The organism is Oceanihabitans sp. IOP_32 (genome assembly GCF_009498295.1).
Lineage (GTDB): Bacteria > Bacteroidota > Bacteroidia > Flavobacteriales > Flavobacteriaceae > Wocania > Wocania indica.
In genome coordinates, this window is sequence record NZ_CP040813.1 from 1,841,175 (window position 1) to 1,859,227 (window position 18,053).

At 34.8% G+C, this 18,053-nt stretch carries 15 protein-coding genes; 11 read left to right on the forward strand and 4 right to left on the reverse strand.

Going from position 1 to position 18,053, the window contains the following annotated elements; translation table 11 throughout:
• Positions 1-37 precede the first annotated feature (37 nt).
• On the forward strand, positions 38-1,546 hold the full coding sequence (gene atpD, locus FEZ18_RS07625) for a F0F1 ATP synthase subunit beta (protein WP_153267771.1): 1,509 nt from the start codon (positions 38-40) through the stop codon (positions 1,544-1,546).
• 103 nt (positions 1,547-1,649) lie between these two features.
• Positions 1,650-1,928 carry a F0F1 ATP synthase subunit epsilon gene (locus tag FEZ18_RS07630; RefSeq protein ID WP_153267772.1) on the forward strand — a complete coding sequence of 93 codons (279 nt, stop codon included), beginning with the start codon at positions 1,650-1,652 and terminating at the stop codon, positions 1,926-1,928.
• A gap of 90 nt (positions 1,929-2,018) precedes the next feature.
• Here the strand turns inward: FEZ18_RS07630 and FEZ18_RS07635 are convergent, their stop codons facing one another.
• Positions 2,019-2,459 carry a LexA family protein gene (locus FEZ18_RS07635; RefSeq protein ID WP_153267773.1) on the reverse strand — a complete coding sequence of 147 codons (441 nt, stop codon included), beginning with the start codon at positions 2,457-2,459 and terminating at the stop codon, positions 2,019-2,021.
• Positions 2,460-3,157: 698 nt separating this feature from the next.
• On the opposite strand from FEZ18_RS07635, the gene FEZ18_RS07640 reads away from it, so the two are divergent.
• Positions 3,158-4,432, forward strand: a complete 1,275-nt coding sequence (locus FEZ18_RS07640; RefSeq protein ID WP_153267774.1) for a ribonucleotide-diphosphate reductase subunit beta — start codon at positions 3,158-3,160, stop codon at positions 4,430-4,432.
• A 73-nt stretch (positions 4,433-4,505) separates the two neighbouring features.
• Complete coding sequence (locus FEZ18_RS07645) at positions 4,506-6,227, forward strand: ribonucleoside-diphosphate reductase subunit alpha (protein ID WP_228122925.1); 1,722 nt, start codon at positions 4,506-4,508, stop codon at positions 6,225-6,227.
• Between the two features lie 317 nt (positions 6,228-6,544).
• Here the strand turns inward: FEZ18_RS07645 and FEZ18_RS07650 are convergent, their stop codons facing one another.
• The gene (locus tag FEZ18_RS07650; protein ID WP_153267776.1) at positions 6,545-7,108 is read right to left on the reverse strand and encodes a DUF3109 family protein; all 564 of its coding nucleotides are present in this window, start codon (positions 7,106-7,108) and stop codon (positions 6,545-6,547) included.
• A 319-nt stretch (positions 7,109-7,427) separates the two neighbouring features.
• Here FEZ18_RS07650 and FEZ18_RS07655 point away from each other — a divergent pair, with 319 nt between their 5' ends.
• From FEZ18_RS07655 to FEZ18_RS07685, 7 genes are all read left to right on the forward strand, one after another.
• Entirely contained in the window at positions 7,428-8,015 is a 588-nt protein-coding gene (locus tag FEZ18_RS07655; protein ID WP_153267777.1) for a MarC family protein, read from the forward strand.
• 516 nt (positions 8,016-8,531) lie between these two features.
• Entirely contained in the window at positions 8,532-8,735 is a 204-nt protein-coding gene (locus FEZ18_RS07660; RefSeq protein ID WP_153267778.1) for a hypothetical protein, read from the forward strand.
• Positions 8,735-9,334 carry an FAD-dependent oxidoreductase gene (locus FEZ18_RS07665; protein ID WP_153267779.1) on the forward strand — a complete coding sequence of 200 codons (600 nt, stop codon included), beginning with the start codon at positions 8,735-8,737 and terminating at the stop codon, positions 9,332-9,334. The genes FEZ18_RS07660 and FEZ18_RS07665 overlap by 1 nt, the downstream gene beginning before the upstream one ends.
• A gap of 490 nt (positions 9,335-9,824) precedes the next feature.
• Complete coding sequence (gene ileS / locus FEZ18_RS07670) at positions 9,825-13,229, forward strand: isoleucine--tRNA ligase (protein ID WP_153267780.1); 3,405 nt, start codon at positions 9,825-9,827, stop codon at positions 13,227-13,229.
• A gap of 4 nt (positions 13,230-13,233) precedes the next feature.
• The gene (locus tag FEZ18_RS07675; RefSeq protein WP_153267781.1) at positions 13,234-13,611 is read left to right on the forward strand and encodes a TraR/DksA family transcriptional regulator; all 378 of its coding nucleotides are present in this window, start codon (positions 13,234-13,236) and stop codon (positions 13,609-13,611) included.
• Between the two features lie 269 nt (positions 13,612-13,880).
• Positions 13,881-14,501, forward strand: a complete 621-nt coding sequence (locus tag FEZ18_RS07680; RefSeq protein WP_153267782.1) for a lipoprotein signal peptidase — start codon at positions 13,881-13,883, stop codon at positions 14,499-14,501.
• A 90-nt stretch (positions 14,502-14,591) separates the two neighbouring features.
• Positions 14,592-16,475: a hypothetical protein gene (locus FEZ18_RS07685; RefSeq protein WP_153267783.1), complete on the forward strand. Its 1,884-nt coding sequence runs from the start codon at positions 14,592-14,594 to the stop codon at positions 16,473-16,475.
• Here FEZ18_RS07685 and FEZ18_RS07690 read toward each other — a convergent pair.
• On the reverse strand, positions 16,472-17,035 hold the full coding sequence (locus tag FEZ18_RS07690; RefSeq protein WP_153267784.1) for a 5-formyltetrahydrofolate cyclo-ligase: 564 nt from the start codon (positions 17,033-17,035) through the stop codon (positions 16,472-16,474). The genes FEZ18_RS07685 and FEZ18_RS07690 overlap by 4 nt on opposite strands.
• 38 nt (positions 17,036-17,073) lie before the next feature.
• Positions 17,074-18,045, reverse strand: a complete 972-nt coding sequence (locus tag FEZ18_RS07695) for a succinylglutamate desuccinylase/aspartoacylase family protein (RefSeq protein ID WP_153267785.1) — start codon at positions 18,043-18,045, stop codon at positions 17,074-17,076.
• Positions 18,046-18,053: the final 8 nt, after the last annotated feature.

The window sequence follows — 18,053 nt, forward strand, 5'->3', positions numbered from 1 at the left end:
CATACAAGTAAAACGCATAATATTAAACACATAAGTAATGTCTAAAGTTACAGGTAAAGTTGCTCAAATAGTTGGTCCAGTTATCGATGTCGAATTCGAATTTGGTGCCACACTTCCAAAAATCTATGATTCGTTAGAAATTAACAAGCCTGATGGTTCTGTTCTAGTACTTGAAGTTCAATCTCACATTGGTGAAAATTCTGTGCGTACTATTGCTATGGATTCTTCTGATGGTTTAAGTAGAGGAATGGAAGTGATCTCTACCGGTGCACCTATTCAAATGCCTATTGGTGATGATGTTTATGGTCGTCTTTTCAATGTTGTTGGAGATGCTATCGATGGATTAGGAGATTTACCTAAAGAGGGAGATGCTGGATTACCAATTCATAGAAAGTCGCCTAAGTTTGAAGATTTATCAACATCTACTGAAGTGTTATTCACAGGGATAAAAGTTATCGATTTAATCGAACCTTATGCAAAAGGTGGTAAAATTGGTTTGTTTGGTGGTGCTGGTGTTGGTAAAACCGTATTAATTCAAGAGTTAATTAATAATATTGCTAAAGGACATGGTGGTCTTTCAGTTTTCGCAGGCGTTGGAGAAAGAACTCGTGAAGGAAACGATTTACTACGTGAGATGTTAGAGTCTGGAATTATTCGTTATGGTGACGATTTTATGGATTCTATGGAAGAAGGCGGATGGGATTTAACCAAGGTGGATAAGGCTATAATGAAAGAGTCGAAAGCTACTTTTGTGTTTGGTCAGATGAATGAGCCTCCTGGAGCACGTGCACGTGTAGCCCTATCTGGTTTAACTATTGCTGAGTATTTTCGCGATGGTGCTGGAGAAGGACAAGGAAAAGATGTTCTTTTCTTCGTAGATAATATATTCCGTTTTACCCAAGCAGGATCAGAAGTATCGGCTTTATTGGGTCGTATGCCGTCTGCTGTAGGTTATCAGCCTACATTAGCAACAGAAATGGGAGCTATGCAAGAGCGTATTACTTCAACTAAAAGAGGGTCGATTACCTCGGTGCAAGCGGTTTATGTGCCTGCAGATGATTTAACAGATCCTGCACCAGCAACAACTTTTGCGCATTTAGATGCGACAACGGTTTTATCGCGTAAAATTGCCGAGCTGGGTATTTATCCTGCTGTAGATCCTTTAGATTCTACATCTCGTATTTTAACCGCAGAGATTTTAGGAGACGAACACTACAACTGTGCACAGCGAGTAAAAGAGTTATTACAACGTTATAAAGAATTGCAAGATATTATTGCCATACTTGGTATGGAAGAATTGTCTGAGGAAGATAAATTGGCTGTAAGTCGAGCAAGACGTGTACAGCGTTTCTTGTCTCAGCCTTTCCACGTGGCAGAGCAGTTTACTGGACTTAAAGGTGTTTTAGTAGATATTAAAGAAACAATTAGAGGGTTTAATATGATTATGGATGGTGAATTAGATCACTTACCAGAAGCCGCATTCAACCTAAAAGGAACTATCGAAGAAGCTATTGAAGCTGGAGAAAGAATGTTAGCTGAGGCCTAGTATTTACTAGTGCCGAACTTATATCAGTAGGCATCCCAATGGAGTTAAGATAAATAATAAAAAGACCCTGAATTAAATTCAGGGTAGTTAAACAAGTTTAACTATGTATTTAGAAATAGTATCGCCCGAAGCCACTTTATTTAGTGGAGAAGTAACAAGTATAGCGGTTCCTGGGGTAAACGGTGAGTTCGAGATGCTTAAAAATCACGCACCTATAATATCACTTTTAACTGAAGGTAACGTTAAAATTTACGGGTCTATTTCCCTAGATGAGGAAATAGCGTCTAAGTTTACCAAACCTAGCGATAAGGTGACATGGTTACCTATTAGCTCTGGGGTTTTAGAAATGATTGATAATAAGGCCATAGTTTTAGTCGATTAAACGATCTCCTTATACAGAATAAAAAAAGCCGCCTCATTGAACTAAATGAGGCGGCTTTTTTATAATATAAAACATGAATATTTTAAAACATCATACTTTTTTAATCACGTTGGTAACAATACCCCAGATAACAAAATCATTCTGGTTAGTAATTTTTATAATAGGATAATCCGTATTTTCGGGTTGTAGCCAGATGCCTTCAGCATTAACTTTTAATCGTTTTACGGTAAATTCTCCATCTAGAAAACATACTGCTATTTTATTGTGCGCGGGCTCTAAGCTGCGATCAATTACCAATAAGTCATTATCATTGAGACCGGCACCAATCATCGATTGTCCGCTTACCCGTGCAAAAAACGTGGTTTCTTTATTTTTAACAAGTGTATGGTCTAGAGATAAACGATGTTCACTAAAATCATCTGCTGGTGATGGAAAGCCAGCCGAAATTCCAGTATCAAAAAATGCTGCTCCAGAATTTTTTAAAATTTCGGGTTTAAAAAGAGTGAGTGCTTTCGATTTATAAGTTTTCATGTATTGTTTTATTTTATTGAGTTATTAACAAGCCATAGGGATTATACTATAATGTACATACTTTTGGCAAGAACGCAATAGCTTAAACTAGACGTTCTAAAATTAGGTTTAATTTACGAGATATTTACGTATCCGTCATTTTATTTTCCAATGTTATAACGCAGCTTTACAGATGTTTTTGTTCTGATAATTATATCGTTATTTTTTTGTCACTAATATGTGATAATCTGGGGTTTCATAGTTCTTATGTTATAAGGTTTTATCGTCGGTATTTTTCGTTTTGTTTAATGTACAGAAATAAGTTTAACACTAGTTTTAGGGTCAAAAATCATTTCAAAATCATTGATTACACGTGTTTTAGTGCTCTTTTAAACTCTAAATTTTTTGTAAACTTTTCACGGCACCTCAATAAACAAAATACTGTTTGTCAATGTTTTATAAAAAATATCTGTAAACTTCTAGTTCTAAGCGATATAATTTATTTGTTGAAAACTTGTTCATAATCTTTTTAGAACACCGTTATTTTTGTGATAAGAATTAACAATATTTGTGTGTATTTTAGATGGTAAAACTGCTATTTCTGCAAGACATGCGCTAGAGATAGTTTGTAGTTTATTTGTAGTCACCGACTTTTCCCTTAACAGTTGTCGTGTGTCTAAAAGCGTGTCACACAATTAGCTAAAAACAAATCAGAAGTTATGCAAATTACACAAATTATTAAAAGAGATTATGAAACAAGTCCTTTTGTTTTAAACAAGATCTCTAAAGCTATAGAAAAAGCAATGCTTTCTGTTGGTAATGGAACAAAAGAAGACGCCAACTTAATTTCAATTAACGTTTTAAATGCCTTGTTGGATAGAAAACAAAAAGATAATAATTATACACCAACAGTAGAGCAGGTTCAAGATCTTGTTGAGGAGAAACTCATGCAAAGCGCATTTCATGATGTTGCTAAGGCCTATATTTTATACAGGGACGAGCAAGCAAGAAATAGAAGAACTAATATTTTTGAAAAGCGTATAAATTTAAAACCTTACGAGTACCCGGCGCTTAATGAATATGTAGATGCCATTAGGCATTCGTATTGGATCCACTCGGAGTTTAATTTTACGAGCGATATTCAAGATTTTAAAACAAAGCTCACAACTCAAGAACAAAATGCTATTAAAAACACGATGCTTGCTATTTCGCAGATTGAGGTGGCGGTTAAAACGTTTTGGGGCGATTTGTACAATAAAATGCCTAAACCAGAAATTGGCTCTGTAGGGGCAACTTTTGCTGAAAGTGAAGTGCGTCATCACGATGCTTATTCCCATTTGTTAGAAATTCTCGGGTTGAACAATGAGTTTAAAAATTTAAAAAAGCAACCCGTTATTATGCGTCGTGTTCATTATTTGGAAACGGCTTTAAAAAACGCTAAAAGTGAAGATAATAAGGAGTTTGCAGAGTCCATTTTATTATTCTCGTTATTTATTGAACATGTGTCTTTGTTTTCTCAGTTTTTAATCATAATGGCTTTTAACAAGCATAAAAACATGCTTAAAGGAATTTCTAATGTGGTAGAGGCTACATCTAAGGAGGAGCAAATTCATGGGGATTTTGGTATCGACGTGATTAAAATAATAAAAGATGAAAACCCGACTTGGTTTGATGAGGATCACACCATTTTAGTACAGAATTTATGTCGGGATGCCTTTCAGTCTGAAAGTGAGATTATCGATTGGATTTTTGAAGAAGGAGAATTAGACTTCTTGCCAAAAGATGTTATTAATGAGTTTATTAAGAATCGCTTTAATAATTCTTTAGAAAGTATTGGTATTGAAAAAGTATTTGAGGTTAACCAAGAATTAGTTGAAAAAACAGAATGGTTTGACGATGAAATTATCGGAACAAAACATGGCGATTTCTTTGTGAAGCGCTCTATAAACTACAGTAAAAGAACAAAAAGTATAACCAGCGACGATCTATTTTAATATGAGCAATTACACAAAACACCACAGCGAAGAAGACTTAAGTCAACAGAGTAAAGCGTCAAATTACGACGAAATGATTAAGGCTAGACATGAAGCCAGAGGCGAAGCTGCTAAAAAGCCCGAAATAGAATGGCTCACAGAAAATAGTCGTAAATTTTTATCTTCTGGATATCTTACTGAAGGAACAACACCAGAGGTTAGGATAAGAGAAATAGCCGATAGAGCCGAAGAAATTTTAAAAATAGATGGTTTTGCCGATAAGTTTTATGGCTATATGGCCGCGGGTTATTACTCGTTAGCTTCTCCTGTTTGGTCTAACTTTGGTAAAAAAAGAGGCCTGCCAATTAGCTGTTTTGGTTCTCATATTGACGATGATATGGGCGATATATTATATGGCCAATCTGAAGTTGGTATGATGTCTAAATTAGGAGGAGGTACTTCTGGGTACTTTGGCAAATTAAGACATAGAGGAGCTCCCGTGAAAAATAATGGAGAATCGTCTGGGGCGGTTCATATTATGCAACTTTTTGAGAAGATGGTCGATGTTGTTAGTCAGGGTTCTGTTAGGCGTGGTCGTTTTTCACCGTATTTACCAATTGATCATAAAGATATTCATGAGTTTTTAGAAATTGGGACCGAAGGGAATCCAATTCAAGAATTAACCCATGGGGTGACCGTTGGAAACCAGTGGATGCAAGACATGATAGATGGCGACCAAGATAAAAGAGCTATTTGGGCAAAAGTATTACAACGTCGTGGTGAGATTGGCTATCCTTATATTTTCTTTAAAGATAATGCGAATAATAATGCGGCAGATGTTTATAAAGACAAAAACATGGAGATTTATGCCAGTAACTTATGCACAGAAATCATGCTTCCTACTAACAATAGGTGGTCTTTCGTGTGTGTGCTATCTTCAATAAATTTACTGCATTATGATAAATGGAAAGATACAGATGCTGTAGAGACCATGGTGTACTTTTTAGACGCTGTTTTAGAAGAATTTGTTACCAAATTAGAAGCGTATAGAGATTCTACAAACAGAGACGATAAACAAACTTTTCTATTTATGGAAAAGGCTTATAATTTTGCGAAAGAGAACAGAGCTCTAGGTTTGGGTGCTCTGGGATGGCACTCTTTATTACAGTCTAAAATGCTAGCTTTCGATAGTCAAGAGGCTTTTAATTTAAACAGTGAGATATTTAAAACAATACACGAGAAATCTAAAAAAGCTTCAGAAGAATTAGCAAAACTATTTGGTGAGCCTGAAGTATTAAAGGGGTACGGAAGACGTAACACTACAGTAAATGCTGTGGCACCAACAACCTCTTCAGCGTTTATTTTAGGACAAGTGTCTCAAGGTATTGAGCCTATTTGGTCTAACAGCTATGTAAAAGATATTGCAAAAATAAAAACGACGATAAAAAATCCGTTTTTAGAAAACTTGTTAGAAGAAAAAGGATTAAATACAAGTGCTATTTGGAAGAGTATTCGCGATTACGATGGTTCTGTTCAGCATTTAGAAGAGCTCACCGATCACGAACGTGAGGTATTTAAAACCTATTCTGAAATCGATCAAATGAGTATTATTTATCAAGCCGCAAATAGGCAAAACCACATAGACCAAGGGCAGTCTTTAAACATTATGGTACATCCGGATATGCCAGTAAAGGATATTAATAAGTTGTATGTTACAGCCTGGAAACTGGGCTTAAAGTCACTTTACTACCAGCATAGCATGAACGCCGCACAAAAATTTAAGCAAAAGAAGGATTGTGTGAGTTGTGAAGCTTAGAGAAAATCATAAACAAACACTAGTGTCCGATTAAAAATATTATAATGCTGTCAATCCTTTTAAAATTAAGAGCTTTGCACGTTTTTTAAAATGTCACCTTGCTTATTTGAAATAATTATTAAGATTTAAAGGAGCTATTTTGTTAATTAAAGCACTTCTGTTTATCAGTTAGTTAGAATCAAGTCTTGGTTCTTATGTCTATTAGCGAAGCGGTCTTATGTCTTTTGTCGGACATTAATCATAAACAAATTAAAAAGCACCTCAATCTAGGTGCTTTTTAATTTATCTCTGGACTACAACAACTCGTGTTCTATGTCTTATAGTTTGTCTGCAACTTTTTCTAATTCTAAATACCAGTCTTCTCCAAACTTGCGTATTAAAGCCTCTTTCACAAACTTATAAACCGGCACTTGCAGTTCTTTTCCTAGAGAGCAAGCATCATCACAGATGTCCCATTTATCGTAATTCACGGCCGAAAATTCGGAGTATTCCTTAATTCGAATGGGGTACAAATGGCAAGACACTGGTTTTTTCCAAGAAATCTCACCCTGATTATAAGCTTCTTCAATGGCGCAAAGGGCTGTGTTTTTATCATCAAAAATAACGTAAGCACAATCGGCACCATCAATTAAAGGCGTTTCGAACTCTCCAAAATCTGTCGTAATATAAGTGCCTTGTTGCTCAATAGCATCAATTCCCGCTGGTCTTAAAAAAGGTTTTACTTTGGGATAAACAGAATTTAGAATTTGAATCTCTTGCTCATCAAGCGGAGCTCCAGCGTCGCCATCAATACAACAGGCCCCTTTACAGGCCGATAAGTTACATACAAAATCTTTTTTTATAATATCTTCCGATACTATGGTTTTTCCTATTTGAAACATACTTTATTACTTCTAAAATATTCGTGCTTAATAACGCATAATTAAAATACCACTTAGTGTATTGTAGTTTTACAGTTTAAGCCGTAATTCAACGCTCTAATATATCAGATTATTTAAGCACTAAATTGCGTTTGCAAAAATAGACAAACTTTTACTCAAATTTATGTTAGAAATAATTATTAATCATCTACTTTTGCCGAAAAATTAAGAATTTCAATATTATGAGCTTTTATTTTTTTTAAAAGGCTCGCTTTTGTGAGAATATTGAAAAAATCAATTAACACAGCTAGAACTGTTAAACCTTTAAAATTTACAAAAAATGCAATTCGATTTAAAAGAGATTTTCACCGCTTTTATGGTGCTATTTGCGGTAATTGATATTATTGGGAACATCCCAATTATAATCGATTTACGAAAAAAAGCAGGTCATATACAAAGTGAAAAAGCCGCTATTATTGCTGGTTTTATTTTAATTTTATTTCTTTTTTTAGGAACTAGCATCCTTAATTTAATTGGTATCGATGTCAATTCGTTTGCGGTAGCTGGTGCTTTTATCTTATTTTTTATCGCCTTAGAAATGATTTTAGGTATTACACTATACAAACAGGAGGATCACGACTCTATGACAACTGCGGTATTTCCTTTGGCATTTCCGCTTATTGCAGGACCAGGAAGTTTAACCACCTTACTTTCATTAAGGGCAGAGTTTAGTATAGAAAATATTATTGTGGCCGTGTTGTTAAATGTTATAATCATTTATATTGTGCTTAAAACCTCTTCTAGAATAGAGCGCCTTTTGGGGAAAAACGGTATAAATATTATCCGTAAAATATTTGGTGTGATATTATTGGCTATTGCAGTAAAATTATTTGCTCATAATATTAAAGCGCTTTTTGATCTGGTGTGATTTTTAAAAAAATAGTTTAAACGCAATGCCGTTTTTAAGGCTTTATTGCATTTGTTAAATTATTTTTTAGCTAAGACTAAATAAGATTAGAAATTGTACATCCGTTTTTAGTCTTACAAGATAAAAATCTGCGTTACCTGCCTGTCTGCAGGCAGGTCTGCGTAATCTGCGAAAAAGAACTGCGAAGCACATCACGAACACCTATTTATAAAATAGAAAGATGTGAGTAAACCAATTATATGCGATATTATATGGTTAATTTGGTATGATAATACAGTAGAGAATTGTTCCACAAATCACGTCGATTTACGCAGAATGAAAACAAAAATTTGTTTTCGTTAATGAAATAGAAGAGCCCCTATATCGCAATAAATGATGAATTTAAAATACTTTAGGAACAATCATTTTAGAAAACATATTTTCTCTTAGACTTGTAATTATAAACACTAAATTGGTTTTGGTGTAACAAGAAATAATTTTATTCTTGTTATATTTACAGGTCTTGAAATAAAAAATATGAAAATATTAACCTTAGTATTAAGCCTTATAGCTTTAGGATTTATTGTTTTTAATGCCACAAAACTCGATTTTAATGCGCCTTTAGAGGGCGATAGTATAGTGGCTTTAATTACTATTGTCGCCTCTTTATGTGTTATCTTAATGATGCGTATTTTACAAATTTCTAAACGTATTGAGCAAAAAGTAAATCAAAATAAATAGTGCTGGATGTCTTAATATTAGGAGGGGGTGCGGCAGGTATGTCTTGTGCTTTGGTTTTAGGTTCGGCTAAAAATAAACCTTTTGCCGAAAATAAGCGTATTGCAATTATAATGCATCAAAGGGCCTCACATTTGCAAACCGCTGTTTTTAATAATGTTTTAGGATTAAAACCAGGTACAACGGGTAAATCTATTTTAGAAAACGGTAAGCAACAATTACAAAGTCTTTATGCGCACATTAACCAGATTGAGAACGAAAAAGTCACTGCGATCTCAAATCTTACAGAAGGTTTTAAAGTAGAAACCAATAAAAACACGTACAAAATTAAATGTGTTGTTATTGCTGTGGGTTACACCAGTTTACTTCGTATTAAAGGCTTAGAAGCCTACATTGAGCCACACCCTCGAGCAACCCCTAAAAAGAAACGCGTTTGGTTGAGAAACCAAGACCATCGTATTAAAGAAAACCTGTACGTCGCAGGAACACTTGCGGGATGGCGTAGTCAATTTGCTATAGCATCTGGGAGTGGTGCCCATGTGGCTACAGATATTTTAACCCATTGGAATCAAGGGGAAGATGTACACGTTCATGATAAATAGATCTTCCATAAATCCGTAATTAATCTGGGTTTTTGCTATTTTGTGAGTTTGGTTAAAATAATATTGTAAAACCTTCGAGACACTTTTATGGTGTTTTCTATTTGCGGGCAGAAGACTATAGGAGCAGATTTGCGGTCTTCTAAACTTGGCTACCTTAACAATAGTCATCAATATTACGAGGTAAAAGTTTAATTTAAGAGATTTTCTTGTCGTCTCTTAATAAATCACGACTTCTAATTCGGTCTCAAAATCATCAGAAAAGACTGTAATAAAATTAGAAACAACACCGATGTTTAGTGAAATACATTCCCCATATTGTGGTTGTATTATGCTGTTTAGCCTTGTGAAAATTATAAAATGTTGAGCTAGAATAAACAAAAGGTCAAGGGTTTGTATTTTAACTTCAGCATACTTCAGCTTTTTCGACGTAATCGCACCGCTATTTTCCTAAAATTATGTAAATTCGCGAACTGATAAGAAACGATAATAAATGAGCGCTAAATTTCCTGAATACAAAGGACTTGACTTAACAAAAGTAGCAAACGAAATATTGCAGTACTGGCAAGAAAACAACATTTTTGAAAAAAGTGTTTCTACTAGAGAAGGTAAAAAACCATATGTGTTTTATGAAGGGCCTCCTTCTGCAAACGGGCTTCCTGGAGTGCATCATGTTTTAGCACGTGCCATTAAAGATATTTTTCCACGATATAAAACCATGAAAGGCTACCAAGTTAAACGTAAAGCAGGTTGGGATACGCATGGTTTACCTATAGAGTTGGGTGTAGAAAAAGAACTGGGAATAACTAAAGAAGATATTGGCAAAACCATTTCGGTAGAAGATTACAATGCTGCTTGTCGTAAAGCCGTGATGCGTTATACCGATGTTTGGAACGACCTAACAAAAAAAATGGGCTATTGGGTAGATATGGATAATCCGTACATCACCTACGAGCCTAAATATATGGAGTCTGTTTGGTGGCTTTTAAAACAAATTTATAACAAATCGTTAATTTATAAAGGTTATACCATACAGCCATATTCTCCAAAAGCTGGAACAGGATTAAGCTCGCATGAGTTAAATCAACCAGGAACCTATCAAGATGTTACCGATACAACGGTTGTTGCCCAATTTAAAGCGAATGAAAATTCGTTGCCAGAGTTCTTAAAAAATGAAGGCGATATTTATTTCTTAGCATGGACAACCACACCTTGGACGTTGCCTAGTAACACCGCTTTAACCGTGGGGCCAAAAATTGATTATGTTTTGGTTGAAACTTATAATCAATACACTTTCGAGCCTATACATGTGGTTTTGGCCAAAGCATTGGTTGCCAAACAGTTTGCAGGAAAATTTGTTGAAGTTCAAGAAAAATCGGAAGTTTTAAGCTATAAATCTGAAGATAAAAAAATACCCTACAGAATAGTTAAAGAATTTAAAGGAAAAGATTTAGTAGGAATAACTTACGAGCAACTTTTAAAATTTGCACTTCCAAATGATAACCCAGAAAATGCCTTTCGTGTAATTTCTGGAGATTTCGTAACGACTGAAGATGGTACGGGTATAGTACATACCGCACCAACTTTTGGAGCCGATGATGCTTTGGTAGCTAAACAAGCCACTCCAGAAGTGCCTCCTATGTTGGTAAAAGATGCACAAGGTAATTTGGTGCCTTTAGTAGATTTACAAGGTCGTTTTCGTCCAGAAATGGGCGACTATGCTGGCAAATACGTAAAGAATGAGTATTACGACGAAGGAGAAGCACCCGAGCGTTCGGTAGATGTCGAGTTGGCCATTCAATTAAAAACCGAAAACAAAGCCTTTAAGGTTGAAAAATATAAACACAGCTATCCAAATTGTTGGCGTACCGATAAACCTATTCTGTACTATCCTTTAGATTCTTGGTTTATTAAAATTACAGAGGTTAAAGATCGCATGTACGCGTTAAACCAAACTATAAATTGGAAACCAAAAAGTACAGGTGAGGGTCGTTTTGGAAACTGGTTAGCCAATGCAAACGATTGGAATTTATCTCGTTCTCGGTACTGGGGAATCCCGTTGCCAATTTGGAGGACCGAAGATGGTAAGGAAGAGATTTGTATCGGTTCGGTTGAAGAGTTAAAGAATGAAATGCAAAAGGCGATTGTAGCCGGTGTTCTTGATAAAGATATATTTGAAGATTTTGAAATAGGAAACCTTTCTGATGAAAATTACGCCAAAATCGATTTGCATAAAAATATTGTAGATGACATTGTTCTCGTGTCTGAAACGGGTCAAAAAATGTTCCGCGAAAGCGATTTAATCGATGTTTGGTTCGATTCTGGCAGTATGCCTTATGCACAGTGGCATTATCCATTCGAAAACAGTGATCTAATCGATAAAGGTATTACATTTCCGGCCGATTTTATTGCCGAAGGTGTCGACCAAACAAGGGGCTGGTTTTATACCTTGCACGCTATAGCCACTATGGTATTCGATTCTGTGGCCTATAAAAACGTGGTGTCTAACGGGTTAGTATTGGATAAAAACGGACAAAAAATGTCGAAACGTTTAGGTAATGCTGTCGATCCGTTTGAAACCTTAGCAGATTATGGCGCCGATGCCACACGTTGGTACATGATTAGTAACGCCAACCCTTGGGATAATTTAAAATTTGATTTAGAGGGTATTGAGGAAGTAAAACGCAAGTTCTTTGGAACGCTTTACAATACCTATTCTTTTTTTCAGTTGTACGCCAATTTAGATAATTTTACCTATGCTGAAGCTGATATTCCTCTGGAAGAACGACCAGAAATAGACCGCTGGATCCTTTCTGAATTGCATACTCTAATTGAAAAAGTAGATGCCTACTACGCCGACTATGAGCCTACAAAGGCAGCACGTGCCATTTCAAACTTTACCCAAGATTATGTAAGCAATTGGTTTGTGCGTTTAAGCAGAAGGCGTTTCTGGAAAGGCGATTACGGGCAAGATAAAATTTCGGCATACCAAACGCTCTACAACTGTATGGAGACCATTGCAAAGTTAAGTGCACCAATAGCACCTTTCTTTATGGATAAGTTGTATTTAGATCTCAATTTGGTAACCAAAAAAGAGACTTTTGAGAGTGTCCACCTAACCGATTTCCCTGTTTTCGATCCCGCCTTTGTCGATAAAAGCTTGGAGCGTAAAATGGAAGCCGCTCAAACAATATCGTCTTTAGTTTTATCGTTAAGAGCTAAAGAAAAGATAAAAGTGAGACAGCCGCTGCAAAAAATTATGATACCGGTTACTAATGCACAACAAAAAGAGGAACTTTTAGCCGTTTCAAATTTAATCAAGCACGAGGTAAACGTTAAAGATATTGAGCTTTTAGAAGATGCCTCAGAAATTTTAGTGAAGCAAATAAAACCCAATTTTAAAGTGCTTGGGCCACGTTTTGGTAAAGATATGAAAGCCATAGCAAGTGTGGTAAACCAGTTTGGTGCAAAGGATATTGACAAAATTGAGCAAAATGGTCATTTAGAGGTTGAAGTTAACGGAAAAATGATTATTTTAGAGTTGGGAGATGTAGAGATTACATCGCAAGATATTGAGGGCTGGTTAGTGGCCAATGAGGGGGCACTAACAGTAGCTTTAGATGTTACGATTTCTGAAGACCTTAGAAATGAAGGGGTGGCAAGAGAACTTGTAAATCGAATACAGAACCTACGAAAAGATTCTGGATATGAAGTAACAGATAGAATTGAAGTTAAGCTTCAAAAAGACCGTAATATTGAAAATGCAGTAATTAATAATATTGATTATATTAAAACAGAAACCCTAACAGAAAACCTTGAATTTATTGACCGAGTAGAGAGTGGTATAGAAATTGTTTTTGATAATGTAAATACCAAATTGTTTATTAAAAAACACTAAAATTATGAACTTAGATACAGTAAAGTATTCAGATAAAGATTTATCTGAATTTAAAGTGCTAATCTTAGAAAAAATTGAGAAAGCAAAACGCGATTTAGAGCTTATCCAGAGCGCATACATGAACGACCATAACAATGGTACCGAAGACACTGCCCCACAATTTAAAGCTTTTGAAGAGGGGAGTAACGTGATGAGCAAAGAATCGAATTCCCAATTGGCTATTCGTCAAGAAAAATTTATTCGCGATTTAAAAAATGCCTTAATTAGAATTGAAAACAAAAGCTATGGCGTTTGTAGAGTTACTGGCAAGCTTATTAATAAAGAGCGTTTAAAATTAGTACCTCATGCAACTTTAAGTATTGAGGCTAAAAATATGCAGTAATAGATAAAATATTTTAAATTTGAACGTCTCGATTTAAATCGAGACGTTTTTTTTATTTACTGTAATGGTTGTCTGGTAATTGTGGATCCGTTTTTTGCCATAAAATTTAAAAATCTGTGATTGTCTGCGACCCTTGCAACAGCGAACTGGCGAAGCAAATCTGCTGAAAATAATACCAATGTAATTTTGAAATGTCGTATTGTTAATTTGGTATAATACCATGCGGGCCAGTGCTATAGTAATGTATCTTATCAAGTAATTTTTTAAAAATGCCATTAAAAAAAACCGTTTTACTGATAGTAATAATTTTACTTATCGATCAAGTAAGTAAATTTTATATTAAAACTCATTTTGCACTCCAGGACAGTATTGAGGTTTTTAAATGGTTTAAAATCTACTTTATTGAAAACGATGGGATGGCATGGGGTACTAAAATAAGCGATTTTTTACCATCTCTAAACGATAGAGCGGCCAAAGTGGCCTTAACTTTATTTAGAATGGTTGCTATTTTTGGTATTGGTTATTGGCTTCTAGAGGCTACCAAAAAGAAAAGCGCTAAAGTACTAATCGTGGCCATTGCTTTAATTTTTGCCGGTGCTTTGGGTAATATTATCGACTCTGTTTTTTATGGTGTTTTGTTTAACGATAGCTTTGGCCAAGTTGCTACATTTTTACCTCAATCAGGGGGGTACGACTCGCTTTTATATGGTAAAGTTGTAGATATGTTATATTTTCCACTGTGGTCTGGGTATTTACCAGAATGGATACCTTTTGTAGGAGGGGACTACTTTACCTTTTTCGAGCCTGTTTTTAATATTGCGGATATGGCTATAAGTACAGGCTTTTTAATGCTAATTATTTTTAACAGAAAGGCATTTCCTAAAAATTAGATAAAATCACGATAATTATGTGTAAGTATTTTTCTATGTGATACAAATTGGTTAACTTTATGGATGAAGCGAATTCTAAAAGCCTGATCCATGAAAGTAAAGTATTTGTTGTTAGTAATTTGTTCAGTATTTGTTTCTATAAAGGCCTTTACACAGGAGACCTTCGGTATTATTTTTAATGCACAGGACAGAGACCAAAAGTGTAAACCCTGTACTCGTGCGTTTAATAAACGCTCTAATGGCGTAAGATATGCTATTAAAGAAATGGATGGCTATCTTTATCTAAGCATAAACGATAGAGACTGGTTTAATAATGTGTTTAAAAATCCAGATGATGGTATCGCCATAGATATTGTTTCAAAAACACGATACAAATGCATTTTAGAGTCTATTAATAAAACTCAAATAAAAGGGCATTTACTTAAACCGATATATGCCCAAGAATTAAAACAGGGGCTAAGGCAACTTGCAGACAATATTTACAAGGTTAAACTAGGAAAAGTGCCCAATCATCTTCTTAATCAAGATGTGGAATACAATATATTACTTATTGGAAATAAAAATCTTTGTCAGTACTTAGTGACCTACGACTTAGATTATTACTCCTGGGATTTACTAGATATGGGGATGTATTTAGACGATTTAACTTATGATGTAAAAAAAATACAATCGACAGATAAGGCTGAATATGTTGTAAAAAACAAAAAATTAAAATTTATTATACCCTTTAAAAAGAATAAATCTAAGTATTCTCAAGCCTCCATTAAACCGCTTTACGATTCTTTAAGATTAACAAATTACGATATTGTAAGATTGAATATTAAGGCGTATTCTTCTATTGAAGGGATTTCGAAACGTAATTTCGAGTTGCAAGAAGAGCGTGCTAACAGTGTCGTTAATGCTTTACAAACCTATCAAAAGCCAACCATTAAGACTACAGTTTCAACCTCAGAAAACTGGGTAGAGTTTTTTAATGATATTGAAGGAACTAAATTTGAGTATTTAAACTCCTGTAGTAAAAATGAAGTTAAAGAGGCCATTGCTGGAGCGGTTTCTAGAGAAATGGAGTATATTCTTGAAAATCACCGTAAAGCGGTTGTTGAGCTAGAATTGGAACATAAAGAAAAAAATAATAAGGCTACGAGTCTTATTCTAGCCGAATTTAATAAGGCCATTACTCAACGTCAATGGGAAGTGGCGAATACGAAGCAAAATTCAATTTTCAAAAAAATAGATGCTGGAGAAGAGTCTGTAGATGTTTTACAAAAAATGAATATTCCAAGACAGGCTAAGTACGCCGAGTTTTTAATTAAAAATGCAGCGTATAAATATATGTTAGACGACAGAGACGCCCTAAATGTTCATGCTGAATTGTTGGATATTCAAGAATTAGTTCCAAATAACACCAATTTAAAGTATAACATTTTAGCCATTGAATTGTTGTTATGGCGCTATAACGCATTAGACATTGAGGACTCGAAATTATTAAAAAAAATCCGTCAGTTAGAAGACGATGGAATCCCTGAAAGTCTCGTTTCAAGAATGCTGGTGAATTACAATATGGTGTTAGCTCATAGACTAATGAGAGCTGGAGACTTTGATAAAAAGGATAAACGCGTATTTTATGTGGATAAAAACCATAAGAATTTTCCTTTGTCAGATTATGATTATTCCAGTTTAGCTCAGTTTTTTTCTATTTATGGTAATTCTGATTTGGCTGCAAAGCTATTAGGAAAGAAGGCTAGAACTATAGATATCGATGAAGATTTATTATTCTATTATTTGAATTTAACATTGGTAAATAAGACCTTAACAAAAAAGTTGGATTACAGAACCATCATGTTAAACGCCATAAACATGAATAAAACGCGTTTTTGTAATTTGTTTAATAGTGTCGAAAATGGTGGGGTGACTTTTCAGTTATTAGAAGACGATTATCTTAGAAAAACATTTTGCGAGAACTGTAAGGATTAAAACTTATAAATTTTATTTGGCGTAATACAATAATCCAGCGGAATGTCTCCTTGGTGAATGTCTTCAATATGATCTTCAGCATCAAAAAACGAGAGCCCTATTTTTATGGTTTGGGGTCTGCATTTTGCTAAAAAATCATCATAAAATCCTTTGCCATAACCTACGCGATGGCCTGTTTTATCGAAGGCTAGAAGCGGTACAAAAACCACATCAATTTTCTTGTCGTCCATTTCTATACCATCAACAGGCTCAGGAATACCCCAGCTGTTCTTCTTTATTATCGTATTGTCGGTTAATAAAAAATGAGTTAGTGAGTTGTTGGTAAAATTAGATTTAGAAATAACTGCGTTTTTGTCCTTACCTGTTATAATGCTTAATATATAACCCGTATTAATTTCTGTATGTTCTTCAATCGTTAAAAAAATATGATAATTCAAAACGTTCCAAACCGGAAGTTCAAGTGTTTGGTTTGCAATAGCTATACTTAAATCATCTATTTGCTTTTGCGATAAATTTTTTCGTAGTGTCTTATATTTTTTTCTTAATTCGGCCTTAGTCATATGGTATATAGTTTTTAGAAATGCTAAAATTTAAATATTTAGGCTTCCAGTTTGGTGGATATATTAAAAAGGGCATCACCTTGATAAACTGTTGGAGATTCGTTAATAGTAATAACATAGCCAGAAACGTCTGCTTTTACAAAATAATTCATTTTGCCATAAGGGTCGGTTATGTAGCCCAAAAGATCTCCTTTTAGTGCTTTAGAACCTATATTAACAGCGACTTTAAACATGCCCGAGTATTTAGCGCGAATCCATTTGCTTTCGGCAATCATAACACAATCGGTTTTTGGTGCAAATACGACAAACTTCGAGTTTAACATGCCTAAATGGTCCAGTACACGTTTAGAACCAACAACACCGTGGTTGGTTATAACCTCGTCTATATGAATAGATTTACCACCTTCAAAAAGCAACAAAGGTTTTCCTAATTTATTGCAGGAGCTTCTAAACGATTTTTTAATATATTTTGAATGTAATATAAATGGTGCCCCAAAAACTCTTGCTAGAGTATTGAGTTGACTATCTGATTTTTCAATACGTATTTGGGGTGCATTAAAGCGACCAGAACCACCGGTGTGAAAATCTATGATATAATCGACATGTGGTATAATTTCGGTCATTAATTTATATGCTACCCGACTTGCTAAAGATCCGTTTTTAGAGCCGGGAAAAACCCGGTTTAAATCACGGCCGTCTGGAAATTCTCGTTTTAAATTTAAAAATCCGAAAATATTTATAATGGGGATACAGATAATGGTTCCAGATTTAGGTTTATTAATGCCTTTAGCAATAAGCTGTCTAACAATTTCTACACCATTAACTTCGTCGCCATGAACCCCTGCCGTAAACAATACGGTGGGTCCAGGGGTTTTAGAACGCTCTATAATAATAGGGACATTTACAGCAGATGCTGTGTGTAAATGGGCGACATCAAAATCTACTTCTTTACTTTCTCCAGGCTTAATCTCATGGCCTAAAATGTTTAGTGTATTATTAGCGGTACTCATAAAAACAA

Bases quoted from the DNA above. Each gene is read 5' to 3' on its own strand.
- atpD (WP_153267771.1), top strand. From the start codon at position 38: ATGTCTAAAGTTACAGGTAAAGTTGCTCAAATAGTTGGTCCAGTTATC.
- FEZ18_RS07630 (WP_153267772.1), top strand. From the start codon at position 1,650: ATGTATTTAGAAATAGTATCGCCCGAAGCCACTTTATTTAGTGGAGAA.
- FEZ18_RS07635 (WP_153267773.1), bottom strand. From the start codon at position 2,459: ATGAAAACTTATAAATCGAAAGCACTCACTCTTTTTAAACCCGAAATT.
- FEZ18_RS07640 (WP_153267774.1), top strand. From the start codon at position 3,158: ATGCAAATTACACAAATTATTAAAAGAGATTATGAAACAAGTCCTTTT.
- FEZ18_RS07645 (WP_228122925.1), top strand. From the start codon at position 4,506: ATGATTAAGGCTAGACATGAAGCCAGAGGCGAAGCTGCTAAAAAGCCC.
- FEZ18_RS07650 (WP_153267776.1), bottom strand. From the start codon at position 7,108: ATGTTTCAAATAGGAAAAACCATAGTATCGGAAGATATTATAAAAAAA.
- FEZ18_RS07655 (WP_153267777.1), top strand. From the start codon at position 7,428: ATGCAATTCGATTTAAAAGAGATTTTCACCGCTTTTATGGTGCTATTT.
- FEZ18_RS07660 (WP_153267778.1), top strand. From the start codon at position 8,532: ATGAAAATATTAACCTTAGTATTAAGCCTTATAGCTTTAGGATTTATT.
- ileS (WP_153267780.1), top strand. From the start codon at position 9,825: ATGAGCGCTAAATTTCCTGAATACAAAGGACTTGACTTAACAAAAGTA.
- FEZ18_RS07675 (WP_153267781.1), top strand. From the start codon at position 13,234: ATGAACTTAGATACAGTAAAGTATTCAGATAAAGATTTATCTGAATTT.
- FEZ18_RS07680 (WP_153267782.1), top strand. From the start codon at position 13,881: ATGCCATTAAAAAAAACCGTTTTACTGATAGTAATAATTTTACTTATC.
- FEZ18_RS07685 (WP_153267783.1), top strand. From the start codon at position 14,592: ATGAAAGTAAAGTATTTGTTGTTAGTAATTTGTTCAGTATTTGTTTCT.
- FEZ18_RS07690 (WP_153267784.1), bottom strand. From the start codon at position 17,035: ATGACTAAGGCCGAATTAAGAAAAAAATATAAGACACTACGAAAAAAT.
- FEZ18_RS07695 (WP_153267785.1), bottom strand. From the start codon at position 18,045: ATGAGTACCGCTAATAATACACTAAACATTTTAGGCCATGAGATTAAG.